This is a genomic window from Streptomyces sp. NPDC056527 (genome assembly GCF_042794475.1).
In the GTDB taxonomy this organism is placed as follows: Bacteria; Actinomycetota; Actinomycetes; order Streptomycetales; family Streptomycetaceae; genus Streptomyces.
In genome coordinates, this window is sequence record NZ_JBHTTQ010000105.1 from 1 (window position 1) to 24424 (window position 24424).

The following is a 24424-nucleotide window of genomic DNA, read 5'->3' on the forward strand; positions in this document are numbered from 1 at the left end:
TTGGGCTTGTTTTGGGGTTTGGTCTTCCCCCGCGGGGCCTCGTTTGTGGTTTTGTTTTAACCCCCGGGGGGGGGGGTTTTTGGCCCCCCCCCCGCGGCTTGGTTCATTTGGTGCGTGTTACGGGGTGGTACGGGGTCAGTCCTTGAAGGTCTCGGACTTCACGTCGACCCAGGCGCCGTTCTTGACCTGGTAGACGGTGAGCTGCTTGTTCGTGGTGTCGCCGTACTGGTCGAAGGAGACCTTGCCGGTCACACCCTCGAAGGAGACCTTGGACATGGCCTCGGTGACCTTGGCGCGGGCGTCGTCGGGGAGCTTGCCGTTGTTGGCGGCGACGACGGCCTTGACGGCCTGGATGATCGACCACGCGGCGTCGTAGGAGTAGCCGCCGTAGGCCGCGTACGGGTCCTTGAAGCCGGCCGCGGTGTAGTCGGCGATGAACTTCTTGGCGGTCGGGAGCTTCTCGACCGGGAAGCCGACCGAGGTGGCCAGGTCACCGTCGTTGGCCTCGCCGGACGCCTTGATGAACTCCGGGTCGTAGATGCCGTCGCCACCCATGGTGGGGATCTTGGCGCCGGTCTTCTTGACCTGGTCGGAGAGCAGGCCGCCCTCGGGGTACTGGCCGCCGAAGTAGACGGAGTCGGCGCCCGAGCCCTTGATCTTGTTGGCGGTGGAGGAGAAGTCCGTCTCCTTGACCGTCACGGAGTCGGTGCCGACGACGGTGCCGCCGAGGCGCTTGAACTCGTCGGAGAAGATCGCGGCGAGACCGGCGCCGTAGGTCTGCTTGTCGTTGACGACGAAGACCTTCTTCTTACCGGCGTCCTTGAACAGGTAGTTCGCGGCGAACTTGCCCTGGATGACGTCGGTGGTGGCGGTACGGAAGTAGGTCTTGAAGGGACGCTTGAAGTCGCCCTTGCCCCAGTTGTCGCCCTGCGAGAGCGAGGGGTTCGTGTTGGCCGGGGAGACCTGCGTGAGGTTGGCCTTGTCGAAGTCCGCCTGCATGGACTGCGAGACGCCGGAGTTCAGCGGGCCGACGACGCCGAGGACGTCCTTGATGCCGACGAGCTTGGTGGCGTTGGCCTTGCCGGTGGCCGGCACGGCCTGGTCGTCGAGGGCCTCGATCTTGAAGGTGACGCCCGGGACCTCTTTGTTCTTGTTGGCGGTCTGGACCGCCAGGTCCACGGAGTTCTTGATGCCCTGACCCAGCGCCGAGAGGGAGCCCGTGAGCGGAGCGTCGACACCGATGACGACGGTGGTCGTGCCGCTGGAGTTGTCGCTCGTTCCCTTGTCGTCGCGCGAACCGCAGGCGGTGAGGGTGAGTGCTCCCGTGGTGATCACGGTGGTGAGGATGAGCAAGGAACGGTGTCGCACGATGAATCCTTTCCCTGGCGCGGCCCCCTCGAGCTGAGGCGGTGCCGTGAAGCGTGTAGCTGGAGGTGCCGTTTGTGAATGCCGGGCCGTACTGGGGATGACTGGGTGGTACTGGGCCGTGCAGTGGACGCGCCCGGCGGCGCGGTGACTGGCGGTGACTCTAAGCGCAGGTGGGGGAGGTGGGGAGCGAGGAGGTCAGGATGTGACTGTCTTGTTATCGCGAGGAGGAGAGGAGGTGGACAGGGGGTGGGCAAACTGGGGCATACCGGTCAGCAACATGCTGTTCACATAGTGAGAACGCGCAGTTCCGCTAAGGGGCTTGAGCAGATCTTGCTCCTGTCGGACCGCTTTTGACGGTCTCCGGATACCGGACACCCGCCTAAACGCCAGCGGACGGAACGCCGACCACGGTGCACCGCTGGATGAGGGGTGGATGTCACGGAGTGTTACGGGGGCGGCTTCCAGTTCTCCGAACTCCCGGTCGCTCCGTTCGTCGACGCGCACCGTCTTCGGGCTTCCTGGTCGGCGAAGGCCAGCGCGACCTCGCGTCCCTCCTGGCGCTCCTTGGCCCGGGCGCCGGTGAGGACCTCGTCGTGGATCTTCAACTGCTCGTTGGAAAGCCCTTTTTGTTCCCAGTCGAGCCCCGCCCACTTGCTCCCCGTGAGCGCCTCCTTCACCCAGTACGCGACGAGGTCGGCGCAGATGTCCACCGCTGTCCTGGGCCGCTCGGGCGCCGGGTCGGGGCTGTCGTCCGAGCAGCCGGGCAGGGCGGCCAGAGCGCCCGCGGTCAGGACCGCGGCGAGCGCGGTGCCTGCCGGACCGTGCGGCGGGAACCTCATGCCCGGGACGCTAGGGGATCTCGTGCGAGGGCACAACAGGCTGGCTGATTACGTCAGTTGGGTGGAGGTGTGAAGGGGGCGTGGGCGCAGGTCGTGTCGAGCCGGTGCACCACGTGCGTGGTGTGGCGGGGGCCGGGCGGAGGTGGCCAGGGCCCGTGGGCAGGCCCGCGTGGCGAGGTCCGGTCCGTCCGAATCACCCCGACACATACCGCTGTTGCCCTGCGGTGCGGTCGTGCGGAGCCGCATCGGTGCGGCGTTGAGCGCGGTGGAGGTGACCGGCACCTCGAAGCGGACACCGCCGCCTCGTGGTGCGGCGCCCGCTCTCCGGCCCGCGGCGGTCGGACGGGCGACCTCGGTGTCCGGAAGTCGATACTTCCCTGCGGCGGCGAGAGGGGTCGGCCGGCGGGCCCGGCGTTCGGAAGCCGATGTTCCGCGTCCGGGGGCCGGTGTTCCGGAGCCCTGTGTGCCGCACCCCCGACGCTGCCCGGAAGAGGGGGCTCCGCACCCTCCGGAGCGGGCGCTCCGGCCATCGGCCGGGAGACGCATCGGTTCGCGCGGCGGTGACACCCGGTGACCGCGGGGCCTTGATCGTTCCCGAATCCGGGGCTTGTGGGCCGCCAGCCCGCGCCCAGCGTCCCGGGAGCGGCCGCCCGGCGGCCCCGAGACGGCTCGGCCCGGCCTGGCCGGGCTGGTGTGGCCTGGGGGGCATGGCCGGGCCGGCACGGTGTGGCCTGGCTGGGCCGGTGTGGCCCGGGGCATGGCGGGCTCGACCTGTGCATGGCCCGGCACGGCACGGCTCGTCCCCGACGCGGTTCGTCCCCGGCACGGTTCGTCCCCGGCACGGTTCGTCCCCGGCACGGCACGGCACGGCACGGCACGGTACGGCTCGGCTCGGCATGGTGTGGCCCGTCCCGGTAGGGCCCGTCCCGGCCCGACGCGGCTCGTCCCACATGGCTCGGCCCGGGACGGAGGTGTCCGTCCCGGGCCGGGAATGGATCGCGGTGGCGGTCCGCGGTCAGGCGCCGACGGGGCCGCCGTCCTTGCCCGCGTCCGGGAGGTTGTCGGCGTCCTTGGCCGTGATCTCACGGAGCATGCAGGTCAGACGCGCCGAGCAGACCCGCTTGTCCTGCTCGTCGGTGATCACGATCTCGTACGTCGCCGTGGAGCGGCCACGGTGGACCGGCGTCGCCACACCGGTCACCAGGCCGCTGCGGGCCCCCCGGTGGTGGGTGCAGTTCAGGTCCACGCCGACCGCGATCTTGGAGACTCCGCCGTGCAGCATCGAGCCGATCGAGCCGAGGGTCTCGGCGAGGACCGCGGAGGCGCCGCCGTGGAGCAGGCCGTACGGCTGGGTGTTGCCCTCCACCGGCATCGTCCCGACGACCTTCTCGGCCGAGGCCTCGATGATCTGCACGCCCATGCGGTTGCCGAGGTGCCCGGCCGAGAAGAGGGCGGGAAGATCGACGCCGAGCGCGGCGTACTCGTCGATGACCTCCTGCGGGAACTTCACATGCTGCTGCTCACCCATCGGCCCGGCTCCGTTCGTCTTCGTACGGCTGCTGATCCATCGATCCGCTGAACCCTGATCCGCCTGAGCAAACGCTTAGGCAGAGGGTGATTGTTCCAGACGCACGATGACGGACTTGCTGGCGGGGGTGTTGCTGATGTCCGCCGTGGACTCCAGGGGCACCAGGACGTTCGTCTCCGGGTAGTACGCCGCCGCGCAGCCCCGGGCCGTCGGATAGTGCACCACCCGGAAGCCGGGCGCCCGGCGCTCGCTGCCGTCCTTCCACTCGCTGACCAGATCGGTGTACGACCCGTCCGCCAGCCCGAGCGCCGCCGCGTCCTCGGGGTTGACCAGGACGACCCGGCGGCCGCCCTTGATGCCGCGGTAGCGGTCGTCGAGGCCGTAGATCGTGGTGTTGTACTGGTCGTGCGAGCGCAGGGTCTGCAGCAGCAGCCGGCCCTCCGGCACCGTGGGGTACTCGACGGGCGCGGCCGTGAAGTTCGCCTTGCCGGTGGCGGTGGGGAAGCGACGCTCGTCGCGCGGGGCGTGCGGGAGCGCGAAGCCGCCCGGGTCGGCGGCGAGGCGGGCGTTGAAGTTCTCGAAGCCGGGCACCACGCGCGCGATGCGGTCCCGGATCGTGGCGTAGTCCTTCTCGAACTCCTCCCAGGGGGTGGCCGAGGCGGCCCCGAGAACCGCCCGGGCCATCCGTGCCACGATCGCCGGCTCGGAGAGCAGATGCGGGCTCGCGGGCGGGAGATTGCCGCGCGAGGCATGGACGAGGCTCATCGAGTCCTCGACCGTGACGAACTGCTTGCCGCCGGCCTGGACGTCCTTGTCGGTGCGGCCGAGCGTCGGGAGGATCAACGCGCGCGTGCCGGTGACCGCGTGCGAGCGGTTCAGCTTCGTCGAGACGTGGACCGTCAGCCGGGCCCGGCGCATCGCGGCCTCGGTGACCTCCGTGTCGGGGGTGGCCCCGACGAAGTTGCCGCCCATGGCGAAGAAGACCTTCGCCTCTCCGTCGCGCAGCGCCTGGATCGAGCGGACCACGTCGAAGCCGTGGTGGCGCGGCGAGACGATCCCGAACTCCTTGTCCAGGGCGTCGAGGAAGGCGGGCGCCGGCCGCTCGAAGATCCCCATCGTGCGGTCGCCCTGCACGTTCGAATGGCCGCGGACCGGGCAGACGCCCGCGCCGGGCCGGCCGATGTTGCCGCGCAGCAGGAGGAAGTTGACCACCTCGCGAATGGTCGGCACGGAGTGCTTGTGCTGGGTGAGCCCCATCGCCCAGCAGACGATGGTCCGCTCGGAGGCGAGGACCATCTCCAGGACGCGCTCGATCTCGGCGCGGGTCAGACCGGTCGCGGCGAGGGTCTCGTCCCAGTCCGCCGCGCGGGCGGCCGCCGTGAACTCCTCGTACCCATGGGTGTGCTCGCGGACGAACTGCTCGTCGACGGCGCCCGGAGTCTCCAGGATCAGCTTGTTGATCAGCCGGAACAGCGCCTGGTCGCCGCCGATACGGATCTGGAGGAAGAGATCGTTGAGCGCGGCGCCCCTGAACATGCCCTGCGGGGTCTGCGGGTTCTTGAACCGCTCGAGGCCGGCCTCCGGCAGCGGGTTCACCGAGATGATCCGCGCGCCCCCGGCCTTCGCCTTCTCCAGGGCGGAGAGCATCCGCGGGTGGTTCGTCCCCGGATTCTGCCCGGCGACGACGATCAGATCGGCCTGGTGCAGATCCTCCAGCGAGACGCTGCCCTTGCCGATGCCGATCGTCTCGTTGAGCGCGGAACCGGAGGACTCGTGGCACATGTTGGAACAATCCGGCAGATTGTTCGTGCCGAACTCGCGGGCGAAGAGCTGAAGCAGGAACGCGGCCTCGTTGCTCGTCCGGCCCGAGGTGTAGAAGAGCGCCTCGTCGGGGGAGGAGAGGGCGGTCAGCTCCTCGGCGATGATCGAGAACGCCCGTTCCCAGGTCACCGCCTCGTACCGCTCCGCACCCTCGGGGAGATACATCGGCTGCGTGAGCCGGCCCTGCTGCCCCAGCCAGTACCCGCTGCGGGTCGCCAGGTCCGCCACCGGGTGCGCGGCGAAGAAGTCGGGCGTGACCCGGCGCAGCGTCGCCTCCTCGGCGACCGCCTTCGCCCCGTTCTCGCAGAACTCCGCCACATGCCGCTTGTCGGCCTCCGGCCAGGCGCAGCCCGGGCAGTCGAAGCCGTCTTTCTGATTGACCTTGAGCAGGGTCCGCGCGGTGCGCCGCACCCCCATCTGCGCCTGGGCGATCTTGAGGGTGTGGGCGACGGCGGGAAGCCCGGCGGCGGCGTGCTGGGGCGGCGCGACCTGCGGTGCGTCCTGGACCGGGTCGCCGGCGGGGGGCTTGCTGACCATCGCGCTCTCCCTTGAGCGGTCGTCGTGTGGCGTACGTACCCGATCCTGTCACGCGGCACGGACAGCCCTTGCCTCTCGGTCGACGAGGGCGGGAATGTCAGTGGTCCGTGGCAGGATCGTCCCCGTGGCTGAGACAGCATCGAAGACCCAAGACAACCGTCCGCGCCTGCTCCTCATGGACGGGCATTCACTGGCGTACCGGGCGTTCTTCGCGCTGCCGGCGGAGAACTTCACGACCGCGACCGGGCAGCCGACCAACGCCATCTACGGCTTCGCGTCGATGCTGGCGAACACGCTCCGCGACGAGGCGCCCACGCACTTCGCCGTCGCGTTCGACGTGTCCCGCAAGACCTGGCGCTCCGAGGAGTTCCCGGAGTACAAGGCGAACCGCTCCAAGACCCCGGACGAGTTCAAGGGGCAGGTCGAGCTGATCGGCGAGCTGCTGGACGCGATGCACGCGCAGCGGTTCGCGATCGACGGCTTCGAGGCCGACGACGTCATCGCCACGCTCGCCACCCAGGCCGAGGCCGAGGGCTTCGAGGTCCTGATCGTCACCGGTGACCGCGACTCCTTCCAGCTGATCACGGACCACGTGACCGTGCTGTACCCGACCAAGGGCGTCTCCGAGCTGACCCGCTTCACGCCCGAGAAGGTCGAGGAGAAGTACGGCCTCACCCCCCAGCAGTACCCGGACTTCGCCGCGCTGCGCGGAGACCCGTCGGACAACCTGCCCGGCATCCCCGGCGTCGGCGAGAAGACCGCGGCGAAGTGGATCAACCAGTTCGGCTCGTTCGCCGAGCTGGTGGAGCGGGTCGACGAGGTCAAGGGCAAGGCCGGGCAGAACCTCCGCGACCACCTGGAGTCGGTCAAGCTCAACCGCGTCCTCACCGAGATGGTGCGGGACGTCGAGCTGCCGCGGACCGTCCAGGACCTGGAGCGCGCGCCGTACGACCGCACGGCCGTCGCGCTGGTCCTCGACACCCTGGAGATCCGCAACCCCTCGCTGCGCGAGCGGCTCCTCGCCGTCGACCCGGGTGCCGCCGAGGCTCAGCCCGCCGCCCCCGCCGCCCCCGCCGCCGGTGTGGAGCTGGACGGCACCGTCCTCGGCGCCGGTGAGCTCGCGCCCTGGCTCGCCGAGCACGGCGCCGGGCCGCTGGGCGTGGCCACGGTCGACAGCTGGGCCCTGGGCACCGGCAGCGTCACCGAGATCGCGCTGGCCGCCGCCGGAGGCGCCGCGGCCTGGTTCGACACCACTCAGCTCGACGAGGCCGACGAGAAGGCCTTCGCCGCCTGGATCGCGGACCCGGAGCGGCCCAAGGTCCTGCACAACGCCAAGGGCGCGCTGCGGGTCTTCCCCGAGCACGGCTGGAGCGTCGCCGGCATCTCCATGGACACCGCGCTCGCCGCCTATCTGGTCAAGCCGGGCCGTCGCTCCTTCGCCCTGGACGCGCTCTCCGTCGAGTACCTGGGCCGTGAGCTCGCCCCGGCGGCCGCCGCCGACGGACAGCTCGCCTTCGGCGCCGACGACACCGCAGAGGCCGAGGCCCTGATGACCCAGGCCCGCGCCGTCCTCGACCTGGGCGCGGCCTTCGAGGAGAAGCTCGGCGAGGTCGGGGCGCGGGAGCTCCTGCACGAGGTCGAGCTGCCCACCTCCATCCTGCTGGCCCGTCTGGAGCGGCACGGCATCGCCGCCGACCGGGCCCACCTGGAAGCCATGGAGCAGCAGTTCGCCGGCGCCGTCCAGCAGGCGGTGAAGGAGGCGCATGCCTCGGTCGGGCACGAGTTCAACCTCGGCTCGCCCAAGCAGCTCCAGGAAGTCTTCTTCGGCGAGCTGAACCTGCCGAAGACGAAGAAGACCAAGACCGGGTACACCACGGACGCGGACGCGCTGGCCTGGCTGGCCGCCCAGACCGAGCACGAGCTGCCGGTGATCATGCTCCGCCACCGTGAGCAGGCCAGGCTGCGCTCCACGGTCGAGGGCCTGATCAAGACCATCGCCGCCGACGGCCGCATTCACACCACCTTCAGCCAGACGGTGGCCGCGACCGGACGACTGTCCTCCACCGACCCGAACCTGCAGAACGTGCCGGTGCGCACCGACGAGGGCCGGGCGATCCGGCACGGCTTCGTGGTGGGCGAGGGCTTCGAGGCCCTGATGACGGCGGACTACAGCCAGATCGAGCTGCGCGTCATGGCCCATCTCTCCGAGGACGAGGGCCTCATCGAGGCGTTCGCCTCCGGCGAGGACCTGCACACCACCGTCGCCTCGCAGGTCTTCGGCGTCGAGCGGTCAGCGGTCGACGCCGAGATGCGGCGCAAGATCAAGGCCATGTCGTACGGCCTGGCGTACGGGCTCTCGGCCTTCGGCCTCTCCCAGCAGCTGAACATCGAGGCGGGCGAGGCGCGTGCCCTGATGGACACGTACTTCGAGCGCTTCGGCGGAGTGCGCGACTATCTGCGCCGGGTCGTCGACGAGGCGCGCGCCACGGGGTACACCGAGACGATGCTGGGCCGCCGTCGCTACCTCCCGGACCTGAACAGCGACAACCGCCAGCGCCGCGAGGCCGCCGAGCGGATGGCGCTCAACGCCCCGATCCAGGGCACCGCGGCGGACATCGTGAAGGTCGCGATGCTGAACGTCGACCGGGCGCTGACGGAGGCGGGTCTCACCTCCCGGATGCTCCTCCAGGTCCACGACGAAATCGTTCTGGAGCTGGCCCCCGGCGAGCGCGAGCAGGTCGAGTCCCTGATCCGCCGGGAGATGTCCTCGGCGGTCACCCTCCGCGCCCCCCTCGACGTCTCGGTCGGCGTGGGCCCGGACTGGGAGTCCGCGGCGCACTGACGCGACAGGGCCCCCACGGTCACGGCCGTGGGGGCCCTGCCACGTCATGGCGGGAGCCGCCAAGGCCCCGGTCAGTGTCCCGGTCGGGAGTCCGCCGGCTCGCGATCCCCTGTGTGTGCCGCCCCGGGGGACGGCGCCGTCCTCCGCAGCCGCATCCCCGCCCCGTAGAGCACAAGCCCGACGGCGAGGCCCGCGCCGGCCCCGAAGCAGGCCGTCGGAACGATGTCCAGAGGGGTCTCGATACGCCCCCAGTACGCGTACCAGCGCAGACAGCGGTGCACCACTCCGGCCAGGACGCACAGACCGATCAGCCCGCCCGCAAGCCGGCGCTCCCGCCGGCCGAGGACCGGTACGGCCGGGGGCGCCGCGATGTCACCGGCGGCCGTCCGCAGCGCCCGTACCGTGAACCACCCCAGCAGGACGAGTGCGAGCGCCGAACCCCCGTACTGGAGATAGAGATAGACCGGGAAGCCGGCCACGATCTCGCCGAGGAACGGAATCGCCCGCGTGCCCCAGCGGTCGAGATGGGTGAAGGCGTCCCACACCACGTGGGTCGTGGCGCCGAGCACCGCCGACAGCACGAACCAGCCGGCCAGCGGCGCCATCGGCCGCCCCCGCCAGGAGCGGCCGCGGACGAACCCGTACACCCGCCCCCGCCACCGGGCCGGCAACAGGGCCACCAGCGGCTCACGCACCATCAGCCACGCCGCCACCAGAGCCGCGGTGATCAGCACATCGACGGTCACGATTCCCAGGGCGGAGTGCGTGACATCGCCGAAGAACATCGCGTCCGGGATCGCGGTGGCCGCGAAGTAGGTCATGTCGGGCGAGAACGAGCCCGCCACCAGCGCGGAGGCGACCAGCGGTCCGCGTGCGGTGCCGTCGCGGCGGATGCCGGGCAGCACCGCGGCGGCATGACTCAGCGTGAACGGCATCGGAACATCCCCCTCAGGATCCGCGCCGGCCAACGGAGTTCCCCTGCGGCCGAGGGTCGGCGATCACGCCCAGTATGCGGGAGCGGTCGTGAAGGGACAGCGAGCGGCCAAGAGGTGACGAAAGCGTGAAACACGATCAGGCCACGGTGTCCCGGGGTCCGTAGGTGTCATAGGGTCTCCTGTGTTAACGCGCGGGGAGCGCGGGTGCAGTCGAGGGGGAGGGACCAGACGTATGGCAGCGCAATTCGGCCGCCGGCTGCGCAGGGGAGCCACCAGTGGTGCCGTCGTGGCCGCGGCGGTGGCGGCGTTGGCCGCCTCGCAGGCGCCCGGCGTGACCCCGCCGCCCTCGGACAACGCGAGCGGCGACCGGCCCGTCGGAGTCGGTGACACGCCCGCGTCCCCCGACGACACGGCGACCGGCGACTCCCCGTACTACACCCAACTCCCGCCGCTGAACACGCCCAACAAGCCCGGCACCTCCATAGACCTGCCCATCGTCACCGGCCCCGCCGAGGCCGGCATACCCGCGTCCGTCCTCGCCGCCTACAAGCGGGCGGAACAGTCCATCCGGGCCAGCGACCCCGCGTGCAACCTTCCGTGGCAGCTGCTCGCCGGCATCGGCAAGGTCGAGTCCGGGCAGGCGCGCGGCGGCCGTGTCGACGCCAACGGCACCACGGACTCGCCGATCCTCGGCCCGAAGCTCGACGGTGTCGGCTTCGCCAACATCTCGGACACCGACAACGGCGCCTTCGACGGCGACACGACGCACGACCGCGCGGTCGGTCCGATGCAGTTCATCCCCTCCACCTGGGCGACCTGGGGTCAGGACGCCAACGGCGACGGCCGCAAGGACCCCAACAACATCTACGACGCCGCCCAGGCCGCCGGTCTCTACCTCTGCGCCAACAACCGCGACCTCGCGGTCAAGGCCGACCTGGACCGGGCGATCCTCAGCTACAACCGCTCGACCGAGTACCTGCACACGGTGCTCTCCTGGTTCGAGTACTACAAGCGCGGCACCCACCAGGTGCCGGACGGCACCGGTCAGCTGCCGGTGGACCGCAGCGACACCCCCCGCACCACCACGCCCGGGCAGACGCAGAAGCCGACCGACCCGGTCACCCCCGCGCCGTCCCCTTCGACGGGCACGCCCAAGCCGAACCCCTCCACTCCCACCACGCCCCCGACCAAGCCGCCCGTCGACCCGCCCGCCACCGCGAAGGTGGTCCGGATCAAGGACGCCGGCACGGGTGCCCTGACGGCCACCGCCGGCGGTGTCTTCGACGGTCGTCCGACCGTCCTCGCGCTCGACGCGAACGGCAAGCCGGTCGCGGGGCTTTCCGTGCGCTTCGAGATCGTCGGCTCCACCGACGCCAACCTCGGCGGTGTGGCGAAGAGCGTGACCGTCACCACCGGCTCCGCGGGCAAGGCCGTCGCGCCGCCCGTCCGGGCGGGCGAGAAGCCGGGCACGTTCACGGTCCGGGCCACGGTCGTGGGCCGGGCCCTCGCCCCCGTCGACTTCTCCGCGACGGTCACCGAGCGGACGGCCGACACCCTGGCGCGAGGCGACGCCGAGGAGTTGACCGCCACCACCGGCGAGCGGTTCGCCGACCGTGTCCTGGTGAAGGCCACCCTCGACGGTGCCGTCGCCCCGTCGGTCGCTCTCACCGCCACCATGATCACCTCGGCGGACGACCCGCAGACGAACACCAAGGGCCCGTACTTCAAGGACGCCGACGGCAACCCGGTGCGCACGCTCACGGGCCTGAAGACGGACGAGAACGGTCTGCTCACGCTCCCCGACATCTACGCGGACGGCGAGGCGGGCACCTTCCTGCTGCGTCTGACAACGCCCGGCGGCGGCACCGTGACCATCGAACTCAAGGTCACAGCCCCCACGCCCGAGCCGACCCCGACCCCGTCGCCGAGCGGCTCGACCGAGGCGACGCCGGCGCCCTGACCCGGCGCGACCGCCGGTCCCTCCCGTACGGCCCGCATGCCCTCGCCGCCCCTTCGTCCGCCCGGACGGAGGGGCGGCGCTCTGTGTTCTGAGTGCAACGTGTTCTCATCTCGCGGTCGCGTTGCTACGGTGCCCCAGCCCTGACGCCGCATCAGATCGAGCACCGGAGGCCGACCATGCGCGCCCTCGTAGCCGCCGCCATCGGGCTGGTCCCAGTCCTCCTCGTCATCCTCCTCGTCTCGGTGGTGGACCTGCCGCCCGACGGACCCACCTCGCCCCAGCCCCTCCTCACCGCCGACCCCGGCCCCAAGAAGTAGGAGGAGCCACTCCATGCGCCGCCGAGCCAGCCTCGTCCTGCTCTCCTTCGCCGTGTTCTTCGCCGCGATGGCTCCCACCCTGCGGTGGTACGTCTTCCCCCGCGTGGTGAAGATCCCGCCGAACCAGTACCAGGAGATCGTCCTGGAGTCGAAGCCCGCCACCCTCGTCGACTACTCGACCCTCACGGCCAAGGAAGTCGAGAAGCTCACGATCATCCAGACCCTCAAGGGCAACGTGGAGGAGTCGAAGCGGATCGAGCGCGACGCCGGCCGCGATGTCGTCGTATGGGACGCCCTCACCTACATCACCGGCCCCGACGGCAAGATGGTCTCCCAGATCCCCGAGCGGTACATCTTCGACGCCCACACCCAGGATCCGGTCAACGCCACCGGCGCGATGGTCGACGGCGACGCCGTCCGACGCGAGGGCATCGAGTTCAAATGGCCCTTCCTCGCCGAGAAGCGGGACTACCAGTACTACGACTCCCGGTCCCGCACCACGGCACCCATCCACTACAAGGGCACCCGGACCTTCCGCGGCATGGAGGTCTACTACTTCGAGCAGACCATCCCCTGGACCAAGGTCCCCATGCCCAAGACGATGCCCGTCAAGGGCATCACCCCGGACATGATCGCCCAGTCGGGCATGTCCATCTGGTACACCACCAAGCGGATGTTCTGGGTCGATCCCGTCACCGGCGCCCCCGTCAACGGCGAGGAGATCCACAAGGAGGAGCTCCGCAACGAGAAGACCGCGTGGAAGGTCACCGCCTTCTCCGGCCACGTGAAGATGCGCGAGGACTACATCCGGTCCACCGTCGAGCTCGTCAAGACCAACCGGACCGTGGTCCTTCTCGTCACCTCCTATCTGCCCTGGACCTTCGTCACCCTCTCCCTCGCCCTGCTCGCCCTCGCGCTCTGGCTGGAGGCCCGCGGCCGGCGCCCCGGCCCCACGCCGGCTACCGCTCCCTCCTGAGTCGCGCGCTGGTGTGCCGGGTCGGCTCCGCGGCGGCGGGGTCCTCCGGCCACGGGTGCTTGGGGTAGCGCCCGCGCAGCTCCGCCCGCACCGAGCGGTACCCCTCGCGCCAGAACGAGGCCAGATCGGCGGTCACGGCCGCCGGGCGCCCGGCCGGGGAGAGGAGATGGACCACGACCGGCGTTCCCGCGACCTTCGGCGTCTCGGCCAGGCCGAACATCTCCTGCAACTTCACCGCGAGGACCGGCTTCTCGCCGCTGTAGTCGACCCGTATCCGCGACCCGCTCGGCACCTCGATCCGCTCGGGAGCCAGCTCGCCGAGCCGCCCCGCCTCGCCGGTCGCCCAGGGCAGCAGTCGCTGGAGCGCCTGTCCCGCGTCGATCCGGCCCAGGTCGGCCCGGCGCCGCGCACGGGACAACTCGGGCTCCAGCCATTCCTCGGCACGGTCGAGCAGCGATCCCTCCGTCACCTCGGGCCAGGGCTCGCCCAGGACCCGGTGCAGGAATCCCAGCCGCTGTCTCAGCTCCTCGGACTCCCGGCTCCACCGCAGCAGCCCGAGCCCCTCGCGCCGCAACCCGTCGACCAGGGCCGCCCGTACGAGGTGAGGGTCTGCGCCGTCCCTGAGCGGCCGCGTGGAGAGTTCGACGGCGCCCAGCCGGGACACGGACCGCGCGACCACGTCCCCTTCCTCCCAGTGGACCTCCTCACCGGCCCGCAACAGGTGCCCGGCGGCGGCCCGCGCCACCCCCTCGTCCACCACGGCCGCCAGCCGCACCCGGGCCGCGGCGCTCCTCACCGGCCGGTCCGCCACGGCCACGGCCAGCCAGGGGGCGCTGCGCAGTCCCGACGCCTCGGAGAGTTCGGCGCCCGTCCCCGACACCATCAGGAACCCACCGCCCTCCCGGGCCCTGGCCACCCGCTCGGGAAACGCCAGCGCCGTCACCAGCCCGGCCACCGCGTCGTCGCCGGCCGCCACGGGGCCGACGCCACCCGGCCGCGACGCGGACCCGGCGGGGTCCGTGCCGCCCGTACGGGATCCGGTCCGCGCGCCACCGCCGTCCCCCGGCCCGCCGGCTCCCGCGTCGGCGGCCGACCGCTCCAGGCGGCGGGCCTCCGCCTTCCATCGCGCCCCGTACGCGTCACCGCCCCGCCGCGCCGCACGCCAGGCGGCCGACAGATCGTCTCCGTACTCCCTGGGCGGCTCCTCGCTGAGCAGCGCCACCACCTCCGCCGCCCGCCGGACGCCCACCTCGGGCGCGCCGTCCAGGAGCGCTCTGGCCAGCCGGGGATGCAGGCCGAGTCGCGACATCCGCAGACCCCGATCCGTGGCCCTGCCCTCGTCGTTCACCGCCCCGGCCGCGGCCAGCGCGGCACGGGCCGCCGTCATCGCACCCGCCGGCGGGGCGTCCAGGAGGGCGAGCCCCGCCGCCGTGGGGTCGCCCCAGCACGCGGTCCGCAGCGCGAAGGAGGCCAGGTCGGCGATCTCGATCTCGGGGGAGGGGAAGCGCGCTCGCCGTCCGTCGTCCGCCTCCGCCCAGCAGCGGTACACCGTGCCGAAGGCCTCGCGTCCGGCCCGCCCGGAGCGCTGCGTGGCGCCCGCGATCGACACCGGCACCGTGGCCAGCGAACCGAGCCCCCGGGCATGGTCCATCCGCGGCTCCCGAGCGAGGCCCGAGTCCACGACGATCCGCACCCCCGGCACGGTGAGGCTCGACTCCGCCACCGAGGTCGCGAGGATCACCCGCCGCCGTCCTCCGGGCTCCGTCCCGCGCAGCACCGTGTCCTGCACCGCGGCCGGGGCCCGCCCGTGCAGCTGGAGCACGTCGGCGTCGAGGTCCGCCAGCATCCCCGCCGTGCGCGCGATCTCTCCCGTGCCGGGCAGGAAACAGAGGACATCGCCCTCGTGACGCTCGCAGGCGAGCCTGACCGTCGCCGCCACATGCCGCAGCAGGGCGGCATCGACCCAGGTGCCGTGCGCCGGCCGGATCCCGGCGGGCGGCACGGCGAAGCGGACCTCGTATCCGTGTCCCTCTCCCTTGCCCCACACGATCGGCGCCGGACCGCTGCCGTCCAGGACCGTCAGGAGCTGCGCCCACGCCTCGGCGTCACTGGTGGCCGACGCGGCGATCAGCTTCAGCTCCGGCCGCAGCGTCGCCCGGACGTCCACAAGGAACGCCATCGCCGTGTCCGCGTCCAGATGACGCTCGTGGCACTCGTCGAGCAGCACCACCTCCACGCCCGCCAGCTCCGGATCATGTTGGAGCCGCTGGAGGAGGACACCCGTGGTCACCACCTCGACGCGGGTCGCGGGGCCGGTCCGGCGCTCGCCGCGCACGGAGAAGCCGACGGCCTCGCCGACCTCCTGGCCCAGCAGCCACGCCATCCGCCGGGCCGCCGCCCGCACCGCCATCCGGCGCGGCTCGGCCACCAGCACCCGGCGTCGCGGTCCGTCCCCTATGAGACCCGCGAGCGCGAGCGGCACCAGCGTGGTCTTGCCGGTGCCGGGAGGCGCGTACAGCACCGCCGTGCCGCGCTCCTCGAGCGCGGTAAGCAGCTCGGGGACGGCATGGCGGACGGGGAGACGGTCGAGTGCGTCGTGTCGGATCACGCACTCAGTTTCGTACGTCCTCGCCGACGGCGGGCCCGGCTGTCCACAGGCCCCGTCCTCTCATATGACAAGTGCGGCCCGTGTGACGAGTGCGGCTCGTAGGGTCGCTGGCACCGGTGCCTGTCAGTCCCTCTCGCACACGAAGATCGCCGTGCCCGGGATCAGATTCCCCCGCAGCGGGGACCAGCCGCCCCACTCCTGGCTGTTCCACGCCGGCCACTCCGGCTCCACCAGGTCCACCAGCCGGAATCCGCCGGCCACCACGTCCCGTACCCGGTCGCCGATCGTGCGGTGGTGCTCCACGTAGACGGCGCGCCCCCGCTCGTCCTGCTCCACATAAGGAGTGCGGTCGAAATAGGAGGACGCGACCGAGAGCCCTTCCGGGCCGGGCTCGTCCGGGAACGCCCAGCGGATCGGATGCGTCACCGAGAAGACCCACCGGCCGCCCGGCCGCAGCACCCGGCGCACCTCGCGGAACACCTTCACCGGGTCCGCCACGAACGGCACCGCGCCGTACGCCGAGCACGCGAGGTCGAAGGAACCGTCGAGGAAGGGCAGCGCTCCCGCGTCCGCCTCGACAAGCGGCACGTCCTCGCCGATCCGCAGCGCGTGCTGGAGCTGCCGGTGCGAGAGGTCCAGCGCCACCGGCCGTGCGCCCTGCGCCGCGAGCCAGCGCGAGCACTGCGCCGCCCCCGCGCCGATCTCCAGGACGTCCAGCCCCTTCAGCGCGCCGGCCGGGCCGAGCAGGCCGGCCTCGGCCTCGTCCAGACCCTCCGGACCCCATACGAAACGGTCGTCCCCGAGGAACGCCCCGTGGTCGTTCTGGTACTCGTCCGCGTTCCGGTCCCACCATCCGCGGCTCGCCCGACTGCTCTCCGCGTCTCCGGCGTCACGCCGGGTCGCCTCGGGCTCCTCGTCGAGTCCGTCTTCCTGTTCGTACTCTTGGTTCATCTCGCCCGTCGATGTAGTTTGCGCTCAGCGCGGCTGCGCTGCCCCCGTCGGGATGGCCTGGGGGGACGTGAATTGTGCCGGTTATGCGGTGATCCGCCCCGGGTGCGCGCTTCGCGCATTGACCCTGTCCGGCTGCCCCCGTATGCTAAAGGTTGCGCTGCGGGCCTGCGCGCCTCAGACGGAGCAGGCCGCGCTCGCACGGTTGTATGTCCCCTCGGTTCTCGAGGCGCCCCACCGTTCAGTCGGGAAGGCGCTTCATTGGCTGTCCGGCTTCTTCGGTGCGATACGGGCTCTCGGCGTAGCAGTACCTACGACTTTCTGTCCGTAACCGGAGCCCTTTCCCACATGACGAGCAGCACCGAGACCACCGCCACCACCCCGCAGGTTGCGGTCAACGACATCGGTAACGAGGAAGCCTTCCTCGCCGCGATCGACGAGACGATCAAGTACTTCAACGACGGCGACATCGTCGACGGCGTCATCGTGAAGGTCGACCGGGACGAGGTCCTGCTCGACATCGGTTACAAGACCGAAGGTGTCATCCCGAGCCGCGAGCTCTCGATCAAGCACGACGTCGACCCGAACGAGGTCGTCAAGGTCGGCGACGAGATCGAGGCCCTGGTTCTCCAGAAGGAGGACAAGGAAGGCCGCCTGATCCTCTCGAAGAAGCGTGCCCAGTACGAGCGCGCCTGGGGCACCATCGAGAAGATCAAGGAAGAGGACGGCATCGTCACCGGTACCGTCATCGAGGTCGTCAAGGGTGGTCTCATCCTCGACATCGGCCTCCGCGGCTTCCTCCCGGCCTCCCTGGTCGAGATGCGTCGCGTCCGCGACCTCCAGCCCTACGTGGGCAAGGAGCTCGAGGCGAAGATCATCGAGCTGGACAAGAACCGCAACAACGTGGTCCTGTCCCGCCGTGCCTGGCTGGAGCAGACCCAGTCCGAGGTTCGCCAGACCTTCCTCACGACCCTCCAGAAGGGTCAGGTCCGCTCCGGCGTCGTGTCCTCGATCGTCAACTTCGGTGCCTTCGTGGACCTGGGTGGCGTCGACGGTCTCGTGCACGTCTCCGAGCTGTCCTGGAAGCACATCGACCACCCGTCCGAGGTTGTCGAGGTCGGCCAGGAGGTCACCGTCGAGGTTCTCGACGTGGACATGGACCGCGAGCGTGTCTCCCTGTCGCTGAAGGCGACGCAGGAGGACCCGTGGCAGCAGTTCGCCCGCACGCACCAGATCGGTCAGGTCGTCCCGGGCAAGGTCACCAAGCTGGTTCCGTTCGGTGCGTTCGTCCGTGTGGACGAGGGCATCGAGGGTCTGGTCCACATCTCCGAGCTGGCCGAGCGCCACGTGGAGATCCCGGAGCAGGTCGTCCAGGTCAACGACGAGATCTTCGTCAAGGTCATCGACATCGACCTCGAGCGTCGCCGGATCTCGCTGTCCCTGAAGCAGGCCAACGAGTCCTTCGGTGCCGACCCGGCGTCGGTCGAGTTCGACCCGACCCTGTACGGCATGGCCGCGTCCTACGACGACCAGGGCAACTACATCTACCCCGAGGGCTTCGACCCCGAGACCAACGACTGGCTCGAGGGCTACGAGACCCAGCGCGAGGCCTGGGAGACCCAGTACGCCGAGGCGCAGCAGCGCTTCGAGCAGCACCAGGCTCAGGTCATCAAGTCCCGCGAGGCCGACGAGGCTGCCGCTGCCGAGGGTGGCGCCGCCGCTCCGGCCGGTGCCCCGGCGGGCGTCTCCGGTGGTTCGTACTCCTCGGAGTCGGACGACAACTCCGGCGCCCTGGCGTCGGACGAGGCCCTGGCGGCCCTGCGCGAGAAGCTGGCCGGCGGCCAGAGCTGAATCGGCTCTGCTGCTAGGTACTAGCTAGCCAACGATCGAGGCCCGCTCCCCTTCGGGGGAGCGGGCCTCAGTCGTTCCCGGGTCCGCGTCGCCCCACGCGCGCGTGCCCGGCCGCTGACACTCCGTTCACGAAAACCGGTGCCGGGGGAATGGCCGTGCGTCGCGGGGCGTTCTTTTCTACGAACGCGAGGAGGAGCGGTAATCGTGCTTGATCCCCAGGATTTGTACGAATGGGACCAGAAGGGCCTGGCCGTCGTGGACGTGGCCCTGGCGCAGGAGTCGGCCGGGTTGGTCATGCTGTACCACTTCGAGGGCTACATCGACGCGGGCGAGACCGGCGACCAGATCGTCGAACGCCTGCTGGACACGCTGCCGCACCAGGTCGTGGCCCGCTTCGACCACGACCGGCTCGTGGACTACCGCGCACGCCGGCCGCTGCTCACCTTCCGCCGGGACCGCTGGACGGCGTATGAGACGCCCGCCATCGAGGTCCGGCTCGTCCAGGACGCCACCGGCGCGCCGTTCCTGCTGCTCTCCGGCCCCGAGCCGGACGTGGAGTGGGAGCGCTTCTCCGCCGCGGTCCGCCAGATCGTCGAGCGGCTCGGTGTGCGTCTGTCCGTGAACTTCCACGGCATCCCCATGGGGGTACCGCACACCCGCCCCGTCGGCCTCACCCCGCACGGCAGCCGTACGGACCTGATGCCCGGCCACCGCAGCCCCTTCGACGAGGCCCAGGTGCCCGGCAGCGCTGAGTCGCTGGTCGAGTTCCGCCTCACCGAGTCCGGACACGACACGCTCGGTGTGGCGGCCCATGTCCCGCACTACGTCGCCCGCTCGTCCTACCCGGACGCCGCACTGACCGCCCTGGAGGCCATCACGGCCGCCACCGGGCTCGTCCTGCCCGGTGTCGCGCATGCGCTGCGCACGGAGGCCCGGCGGACCCAGACCGAGATCGAGCGCCAGATCGGCGAGGGCGACGACGAGCTGACGGCCCTGGTCCAGGGCCTTGAGCACCAGTACGACGCGGCGGCCGGCGCCGAGACCCGGGGCAGCCTGGTCGCGGAGCCCGTGGACCTGCCGTCCGCGGACGAGCTGGGCCGGGAGTTCGAGCGCTTCCTCGCCGAGCGCGAAGGCGACGCATAGCCCCGGCGGGCCGGGGGAGGCCCAGGGGTCCTAAGCTGCCGCTCATGCTGAAGGTGGGCCTGACCGGCGGTATCGGCGCCGGCAAGAGTGAAGTGTCACGGCTGCTCGTCTCGTACGGGGCCGTGCTGATCGACGCCGACAAGATCGCTCGCGAGGTCGTCGAGCCCGGGACACCCGGGCTCGCGGCCGTCGTGGAGGCGTTCGGGCCGGAGATCCTGACCGCCGAGGGCACCCTGGACCGGCCGAAGCTCGGCTCGATCGTCTTCGCCGACGCCGACCGCCTCGCCACCCTGAACGCCATCGTGCACCCCCTCGTCGGTGCCCGCTCCGCCGAACTGGAGAGCGCCGCGGGGCCGGACGACGTGGTCGTCCACGACGTGCCCCTCCTGACCGAGAACGGTCTCGCCCCGCTCTACGACCTGGTCGTCGTCGTGGACGCGTCCCCCGAGACCCAGCTCCACCGGCTCGTACGACTGCGCGGCATGGCCGAGTCCGAGGCGCGGGCCCGGATGGCGGCCCAGGCCACGCGCGAGGAGCGGCGGGCGGTCGGGGACCTGGTCATCGACAACGACGGGCCGCTGGAGGCGCTGGAGCCGCAGGTGCGGAAGGTCTGGGCGGAGCTGACGCAGCGGGCGGCCGACAAGGGCCGGTAGGAAATCCGGGGAAGCTCCGGGGCGCGCGCAGATCACCCACGCGCCCGGATGGGTAGGGATCGCGCAGGCGGTGGCCGGATCGTATTCCGGTACGGAATACCGCTGCCGTAAGCGATGTTGAACCGCCGGAGCAAGGGAAGGATGCCACCGTGGCCGAGAGGAACCCCGAAACCCACGTCATCGACTTCCGCGCCGCCGAGCAGCTGCTGGCCGCGCGGGACCCTCGCGGTGCCGTGAAACTGCTCGACTCGGTGATCGCCGCCCACCCCGAGAACACCGCGGCACGACTGCTGCGCGCCCGGGCGTTCTTCGCCGCGGCGCAGCTTCGGCCGGCGGAGCTCGAATTCGAACTCGTCCTGGAGCGCGAGCCGGACAACGCGTTCGCGCACTTCGCGCTCGCCCGCACCTTCCAGCGCTCCGGCCGCCCCGACCAGGCGACCCGGCACTTCAGGCTGGCGGCCGCGCTCGATCCCAAGCCGGAGTACCTCCAGGCGGCCCGTTTCGGCACCGAAGACTGACCCGGGAGGGCGCCGGGCGACGCATGCGTCAGCGGCGGCCCGTGCCGCCGTGGTCGGGTTCGTACGGGGGGATGTCCCGCCCCGGCTGCCAGTGCGGGCCCTGGCGGATGTGGTGCAGCACCATCGACATGTCGACCGCGGCCACCAGGAACAGCACCCCACAGGCCGCGGCCCACCCGGGCCTGCCGACCAGGGCGAACACCGTCGTACCGAAGGCGGCCCAGAGCAGACCCCACAGACTCAGCCAGAACCGCATCCGCAGGGCACTCCGCGCGGTCCTGGGCTCACTCCCCGTACGCATCGCGGTCGCCTCTCCTCGCGAGAACTCCCGAGGCCCTACTGAAGGTCTACCCCCGCAGCGGAAGGGTGAACGGGCCCGGCGTCGGGAACGGCCGCACGTCCCCCGTCGTTCTCCGGGGCATGAGCGGACGGATGCGTGAGGGACACCAAGGGACAGGGCCCGGAGCCATCACCCCGGACGGATGCGCCGTGGAGGTCTACCGGCGTCTCGGGGTTGGTAGGGAGCCCGACGTGATCGAGGCCGCCGTGCCGACCGGGGCCTCGCTGCTCGAACTGGGCTGCGGAGCGGGACGGGTGACGGGCCCTCTGGTCGAGCGGGGCTTCGCCGTGACGGCGGTGGACGAGTCCGCCGAGATGATCGACGCGGTCCGCGAGCGCGTGCCCGGTGCGCAGACGGTGCGGAGCCCGATCGAATCGCTGCGCCTGGACCGGCGGTTCGACGTCGTGATGCTGGCGTCGTTCCTGGTGCACACCGCCGAGCACGACACCAGGCAGAGCTTTCTTGAGGCATGCAGACGTCATGTCCGGGACGACGGCCACGTCCTGATCCAGCGCGAGGGCGAACGCTGGCACCAGGAGGTGCCGCGGGAGCGCGAGGACCCGGGCGGCTGCACGGTACGGATCGTGTCGGCGGACCCGGTCGGCGACGGCGTCAACTCGGTCGTCGCCGAGTACCTCTTCCCGGATCTGCGCTGGACCCAGACCTTCCGCTCACGGCCCCTGAGCAAGGAGGAGTTCGAGCGGTATCTGGGTGAGGCGGGGCTCGAGGTGGACGCCTATCTGACGGACGACGGCACCTGGGTCAGGGCTCGCCCGATGTCCCGCTGAACGGGGACGTCGATGGACAAGGACGTCCGCGGCATCGAGGAGTTGCTCCGCGACGAGATCGTGCGCGAGCGGCGCGGAGCGCTCTGCCGAAGGATCGAGACCGCCGGGATCACCGTCCACGACATCCTCTGCTGCGAGGACCGGACGGCGTTCGTCGGGCCCGGGTACGAGGACGGGTACACCGTGGTCCTCACCCGTTCCGGCGGGTATCTGCGACGGATCTCGGGCGAGGAGTTCTTCGTCGATTCCACCGGCGGATATCTGACCCGCCCGGGCGACGAACAACGGGTGGCCCATCCGCTGGGCGCGGGTGACCGCTCCACGGACATCCGTATCGGCGAGCAGCTCTTCGCGGACCGCTTCGACGGCCGCCCCGGCACCCGCAGGTTCACCGTCTCCGGCGCCGCCGACCTGCACCACCGGGCCCTCCTGGCCGCCGCCCGGCGCGGCGCCGACCCCTTCGAACTGGCCGAACGGCTCCACCGATTACTCGATCTGGTCGCCACCTCCGCCGGCCACTGGCGCGGCGACACCACCGCCCGCCCCTCCACCGCGCGCGTGCACGGCGATCTGGTCCGCGACACCTGCGCCGCCCTCGCCGGCGGCACCCCGGCGCTCCGGCTCTCCCTGGAGGAGCTGGCCCGCGCCGTCGGCGTCTCGCCGCACCATCTGAGCCGCGTCTTCCACGCGGTCACCGGAACGACCCTCACCCGCTATCGCAACCAACTGCGCGTCCGTGGTGTCCTGCATGCCCTGGAGGAGGGCGAGGACAGCCTGCGGACCCTCTCGTACGCCTACGGATTCGCCGACCAGGCCCATCTGACCCGCATGTGCCGCAGCCAGACGGGCCACGCGCCCAGCGCCGTACGGAGCCTTCTCACGGATCGCGCATGAATGTTCAACGCCCCCGGGGGACGCGGCCCGCAGGATGGCCCCGGCCGGAATCCCGGCCCGTGCCGCGAGGTGGCGGCACGACGTCTTCCGAGCGGGGGAACGACGATGACCTTTCTGGCCAGAGCGGGCATGACCATGGCGGCCGTCCTGACGGCCGCCGCGTGCGTCGGCTCCGCCCCGGGCAGCGCCGCCGGCGCCTCGTCCACGGCCGCGCCGGCCCCGGACGCACCCGGGCTCACCGGCCACCGGCCCTGCCCGGGGCAGCCCGATGTGACCTGCGCCGACCTGACCGTGCCCCTGGACCGCGGCGGGGCCGTCCCGGGCACCCTGAAGCTCCGGACCGCCGTCCTCGGCAAGGCCGACGCACCGCGCGGGACGCTCCTCTTCCTCACCGGAGGTCCCGGCCAACCGGGCGTCCCGTTCGTCGCGAGGATCCGCTCCCGCCTTCCCGAGGCGCTTGCCGAGTACCGGCTGGTCATGATCGACCAGCGGGGGACCGGTGAGGCGGCCGTCGACTGCCCCGCGCTCCAGAAGGAGGTCGGCAGCAGCGACACCGTCGCCCCGACCCGCGGAGCCGTCACCGCCTGCGCCACGAGCCTCGGCCGGAACCGGAACTTCTACACCACCGCCGATACGGTGGCCGACCTGGAGGACCTGCGTCGCGCCCTGCACGTGCCGTCCTGGACGGTCGACGGGGTGTCGTACGGGACGTTCACCGGCGCCCAGTACGCCCTCACCCACCCCCAGCGGGTGCGCCGACTCGTCCTGGACTCCGTCGTTCCGCTCGACGGCGGCGGAGTGCTGTACGAGGACTCGCTCGGCCACTCCGCGCAGGTGCTCCGTGCCGCCTGCCGCGAACAGCGCTGCGGTTTCGACCCGGCGCGTGACCTGGCGAAGGTGGTGCGCCGCGACGGCAACGGAGTCGGCGTCTTCAACCTGCTGGTCATCGCCAGCATCATCGACCCGAGGCTCGAGGACCCGCGCTTCGGCATTCTCGACGCCCTCCATGCCTCCGCGGCCGGCGACCGCGCGCGGCTCGACGCGCTCGTCGCCGGCTTCTCCGAACCGTCCGAGGAGCCCCCGGCCGAGTTCAGCTCCGGTCTGCACGCCGCCACGCTCTGCGCGGACTCGCGTTGGCCCTGGGGTGACGCCGCCGCACCCGTCGCGGGCCGGGAGCGCGCCCTGGAGCGGGCCGTGCAGCGCATCAGGCCGAAGGACGTCTGGCCGTTCGAACGGGAGACGGCGGGCGGACAGGGCATCCCGCAGACCTGCCTCCCCTGGCCGGCCTCCCGCCCCAACCGGGCGGCGCCCGGGCGGACGCTGACCATGCCGGTCCTGCTCCTGGCGGGGGACCGGGACCTGTCCACCCCTGTGAAGTGGGCCCGCGAGGTGGCCGCGGTGACTCCCCGCGCCGAACTGGTCGTCCTCAAGGGCGCGGGTCACTCCACACAGAGCCGCAGTGACGCCGGAGCACGGGCGGCGACGGAGTTCCTGCTCCGGTAGGGCCCGTTGCGGCTCCGCGCGAGCGCGCGCCACGCCCGGGACGGGGGTCCAGGCG

Annotated in this window: 19 protein-coding genes; 11 read left to right on the forward strand and 8 right to left on the reverse strand. The window is 71.4% G+C overall.

Annotation, left to right across the window (positions count from 1 at the left end):
* Positions 1-135 precede the first annotated feature (135 nt).
* From ACFQ7Q_RS31805 to ACFQ7Q_RS31820, 4 genes are all read right to left on the reverse strand, one after another.
* Positions 136-1368, reverse strand: coding sequence for a branched-chain amino acid ABC transporter substrate-binding protein (locus ACFQ7Q_RS31805; protein WP_383561204.1), 1233 nt, complete (start codon positions 1366-1368; stop codon positions 136-138).
* A 446-nt stretch (positions 1369-1814) separates the two neighbouring features.
* Positions 1815-2207, reverse strand: a complete 393-nt coding sequence (locus ACFQ7Q_RS31810; RefSeq protein WP_383561206.1) for a hypothetical protein — start codon at positions 2205-2207, stop codon at positions 1815-1817.
* Between the two features lie 1015 nt (positions 2208-3222).
* Entirely contained in the window at positions 3223-3735 is a 513-nt protein-coding gene (locus ACFQ7Q_RS31815) for a PaaI family thioesterase (RefSeq protein WP_383561208.1), read from the reverse strand.
* Between the two features lie 75 nt (positions 3736-3810).
* Positions 3811-6093: an FdhF/YdeP family oxidoreductase gene (locus tag ACFQ7Q_RS31820; protein ID WP_383561210.1), complete on the reverse strand. Its 2283-nt coding sequence runs from the start codon at positions 6091-6093 to the stop codon at positions 3811-3813.
* A 124-nt stretch (positions 6094-6217) separates the two neighbouring features.
* Here ACFQ7Q_RS31820 and polA point away from each other — a divergent pair, with 124 nt between their 5' ends.
* Positions 6218-8935: a DNA polymerase I gene (polA, locus tag ACFQ7Q_RS31825; RefSeq protein WP_383561212.1), complete on the forward strand. Its 2718-nt coding sequence runs from the start codon at positions 6218-6220 to the stop codon at positions 8933-8935.
* A gap of 71 nt (positions 8936-9006) precedes the next feature.
* Here polA and ACFQ7Q_RS31830 read toward each other — a convergent pair whose 3' ends face one another.
* Positions 9007-9870 carry a DUF4184 family protein gene (locus ACFQ7Q_RS31830; protein WP_383561214.1) on the reverse strand — a complete coding sequence of 288 codons (864 nt, stop codon included), beginning with the start codon at positions 9868-9870 and terminating at the stop codon, positions 9007-9009.
* A gap of 232 nt (positions 9871-10102) precedes the next feature.
* On the opposite strand from ACFQ7Q_RS31830, the gene ACFQ7Q_RS31835 reads away from it, so the two are divergent.
* The 3 genes from ACFQ7Q_RS31835 to ACFQ7Q_RS31845 all read left to right on the forward strand — a co-directional run bounded on the left by ACFQ7Q_RS31835 (position 10103) and on the right by ACFQ7Q_RS31845 (position 13123).
* Positions 10103-11830 carry a lytic murein transglycosylase gene (locus ACFQ7Q_RS31835; protein ID WP_383561216.1) on the forward strand — a complete coding sequence of 576 codons (1728 nt, stop codon included), beginning with the start codon at positions 10103-10105 and terminating at the stop codon, positions 11828-11830.
* Between the two features lie 176 nt (positions 11831-12006).
* Positions 12007-12147: an SPW_0924 family protein gene (locus tag ACFQ7Q_RS31840; RefSeq protein ID WP_329121831.1), complete on the forward strand. Its 141-nt coding sequence runs from the start codon at positions 12007-12009 to the stop codon at positions 12145-12147.
* A gap of 13 nt (positions 12148-12160) precedes the next feature.
* On the forward strand, positions 12161-13123 hold the full coding sequence (locus ACFQ7Q_RS31845) for a DUF3068 domain-containing protein (RefSeq protein WP_383561218.1): 963 nt from the start codon (positions 12161-12163) through the stop codon (positions 13121-13123).
* On the opposite strand, the gene ACFQ7Q_RS31850 is transcribed toward ACFQ7Q_RS31845, so the two are convergent.
* Positions 13107-15731 (reverse strand): ATP-dependent RNA helicase, encoded by a 2625-nt coding sequence (locus ACFQ7Q_RS31850; protein ID WP_383561220.1) that lies wholly within the window; start codon positions 15729-15731, stop codon positions 13107-13109. The two genes, ACFQ7Q_RS31845 and ACFQ7Q_RS31850, sit on opposite strands and share 17 nt — an antisense overlap.
* A gap of 123 nt (positions 15732-15854) precedes the next feature.
* A complete protein-coding gene (locus ACFQ7Q_RS31855; RefSeq protein WP_383561222.1) occupies positions 15855-16682 on the reverse strand; it encodes a class I SAM-dependent methyltransferase in 828 nt (275 codons plus the stop codon).
* A gap of 345 nt (positions 16683-17027) precedes the next feature.
* Between ACFQ7Q_RS31855 and rpsA the strand changes: the two genes are divergently transcribed.
* The 4 genes from rpsA (at position 17028) to ACFQ7Q_RS31875 (ending at position 20844) form a co-directional block, all read left to right on the forward strand.
* Positions 17028-18530: a 30S ribosomal protein S1 gene (gene rpsA / locus ACFQ7Q_RS31860; protein WP_019885395.1), complete on the forward strand. Its 1503-nt coding sequence runs from the start codon at positions 17028-17030 to the stop codon at positions 18528-18530.
* 204 nt (positions 18531-18734) lie between these two features.
* A complete protein-coding gene (locus ACFQ7Q_RS31865) occupies positions 18735-19673 on the forward strand; it encodes a PAC2 family protein (RefSeq protein ID WP_383561224.1) in 939 nt (312 codons plus the stop codon).
* Between the two features lie 44 nt (positions 19674-19717).
* On the forward strand, positions 19718-20326 hold the full coding sequence (gene coaE, locus ACFQ7Q_RS31870; protein ID WP_383561226.1) for a dephospho-CoA kinase: 609 nt from the start codon (positions 19718-19720) through the stop codon (positions 20324-20326).
* A 149-nt stretch (positions 20327-20475) separates the two neighbouring features.
* The gene (locus ACFQ7Q_RS31875) at positions 20476-20844 is read left to right on the forward strand and encodes a tetratricopeptide repeat protein (RefSeq protein WP_376445837.1); all 369 of its coding nucleotides are present in this window, start codon (positions 20476-20478) and stop codon (positions 20842-20844) included.
* A 28-nt stretch (positions 20845-20872) separates the two neighbouring features.
* Here ACFQ7Q_RS31875 and ACFQ7Q_RS31880 read toward each other — a convergent pair whose 3' ends face one another.
* Positions 20873-21145: a DUF6343 family protein gene (locus ACFQ7Q_RS31880; RefSeq protein ID WP_383561228.1), complete on the reverse strand. Its 273-nt coding sequence runs from the start codon at positions 21143-21145 to the stop codon at positions 20873-20875.
* Between the two features lie 119 nt (positions 21146-21264).
* On the opposite strand from ACFQ7Q_RS31880, the gene ACFQ7Q_RS31885 reads away from it, so the two are divergent.
* From ACFQ7Q_RS31885 to ACFQ7Q_RS31895, 3 genes are all read left to right on the forward strand, one after another.
* A complete protein-coding gene (locus tag ACFQ7Q_RS31885) occupies positions 21265-21972 on the forward strand; it encodes a class I SAM-dependent methyltransferase (RefSeq protein WP_383561231.1) in 708 nt (235 codons plus the stop codon).
* A 12-nt stretch (positions 21973-21984) separates the two neighbouring features.
* The gene (locus tag ACFQ7Q_RS31890; RefSeq protein ID WP_383561233.1) at positions 21985-22866 is read left to right on the forward strand and encodes a helix-turn-helix domain-containing protein; all 882 of its coding nucleotides are present in this window, start codon (positions 21985-21987) and stop codon (positions 22864-22866) included.
* A 105-nt stretch (positions 22867-22971) separates the two neighbouring features.
* Positions 22972-24369: an alpha/beta hydrolase gene (locus ACFQ7Q_RS31895; protein WP_383561236.1), complete on the forward strand. Its 1398-nt coding sequence runs from the start codon at positions 22972-22974 to the stop codon at positions 24367-24369.
* Positions 24370-24424: the final 55 nt, after the last annotated feature.

Bases quoted from the DNA above. Each gene is read 5' to 3' on its own strand.
- ACFQ7Q_RS31810 (WP_383561206.1), bottom strand. From the start codon at position 2,207: ATGAGGTTCCCGCCGCACGGTCCGGCAGGCACCGCGCTCGCCGCGGTC.
- ACFQ7Q_RS31815 (WP_383561208.1), bottom strand. From the start codon at position 3,735: ATGGGTGAGCAGCAGCATGTGAAGTTCCCGCAGGAGGTCATCGACGAG.
- ACFQ7Q_RS31820 (WP_383561210.1), bottom strand. From the start codon at position 6,093: ATGGTCAGCAAGCCCCCCGCCGGCGACCCGGTCCAGGACGCACCGCAG.
- ACFQ7Q_RS31830 (WP_383561214.1), bottom strand. From the start codon at position 9,870: ATGCCGTTCACGCTGAGTCATGCCGCCGCGGTGCTGCCCGGCATCCGC.
- ACFQ7Q_RS31835 (WP_383561216.1), top strand. From the start codon at position 10,103: ATGGCAGCGCAATTCGGCCGCCGGCTGCGCAGGGGAGCCACCAGTGGT.
- ACFQ7Q_RS31840 (WP_329121831.1), top strand. From the start codon at position 12,007: ATGCGCGCCCTCGTAGCCGCCGCCATCGGGCTGGTCCCAGTCCTCCTC.
- ACFQ7Q_RS31845 (WP_383561218.1), top strand. From the start codon at position 12,161: ATGCGCCGCCGAGCCAGCCTCGTCCTGCTCTCCTTCGCCGTGTTCTTC.
- ACFQ7Q_RS31855 (WP_383561222.1), bottom strand. From the start codon at position 16,682: ATGAACCAAGAGTACGAACAGGAAGACGGACTCGACGAGGAGCCCGAG.
- rpsA (WP_019885395.1), top strand. From the start codon at position 17,028: ATGACGAGCAGCACCGAGACCACCGCCACCACCCCGCAGGTTGCGGTC.
- coaE (WP_383561226.1), top strand. From the start codon at position 19,718: ATGCTGAAGGTGGGCCTGACCGGCGGTATCGGCGCCGGCAAGAGTGAA.
- ACFQ7Q_RS31880 (WP_383561228.1), bottom strand. From the start codon at position 21,145: ATGCGTACGGGGAGTGAGCCCAGGACCGCGCGGAGTGCCCTGCGGATG.
- ACFQ7Q_RS31885 (WP_383561231.1), top strand. From the start codon at position 21,265: ATGAGCGGACGGATGCGTGAGGGACACCAAGGGACAGGGCCCGGAGCC.
- ACFQ7Q_RS31890 (WP_383561233.1), top strand. From the start codon at position 21,985: ATGGACAAGGACGTCCGCGGCATCGAGGAGTTGCTCCGCGACGAGATC.
- ACFQ7Q_RS31895 (WP_383561236.1), top strand. From the start codon at position 22,972: ATGACCTTTCTGGCCAGAGCGGGCATGACCATGGCGGCCGTCCTGACG.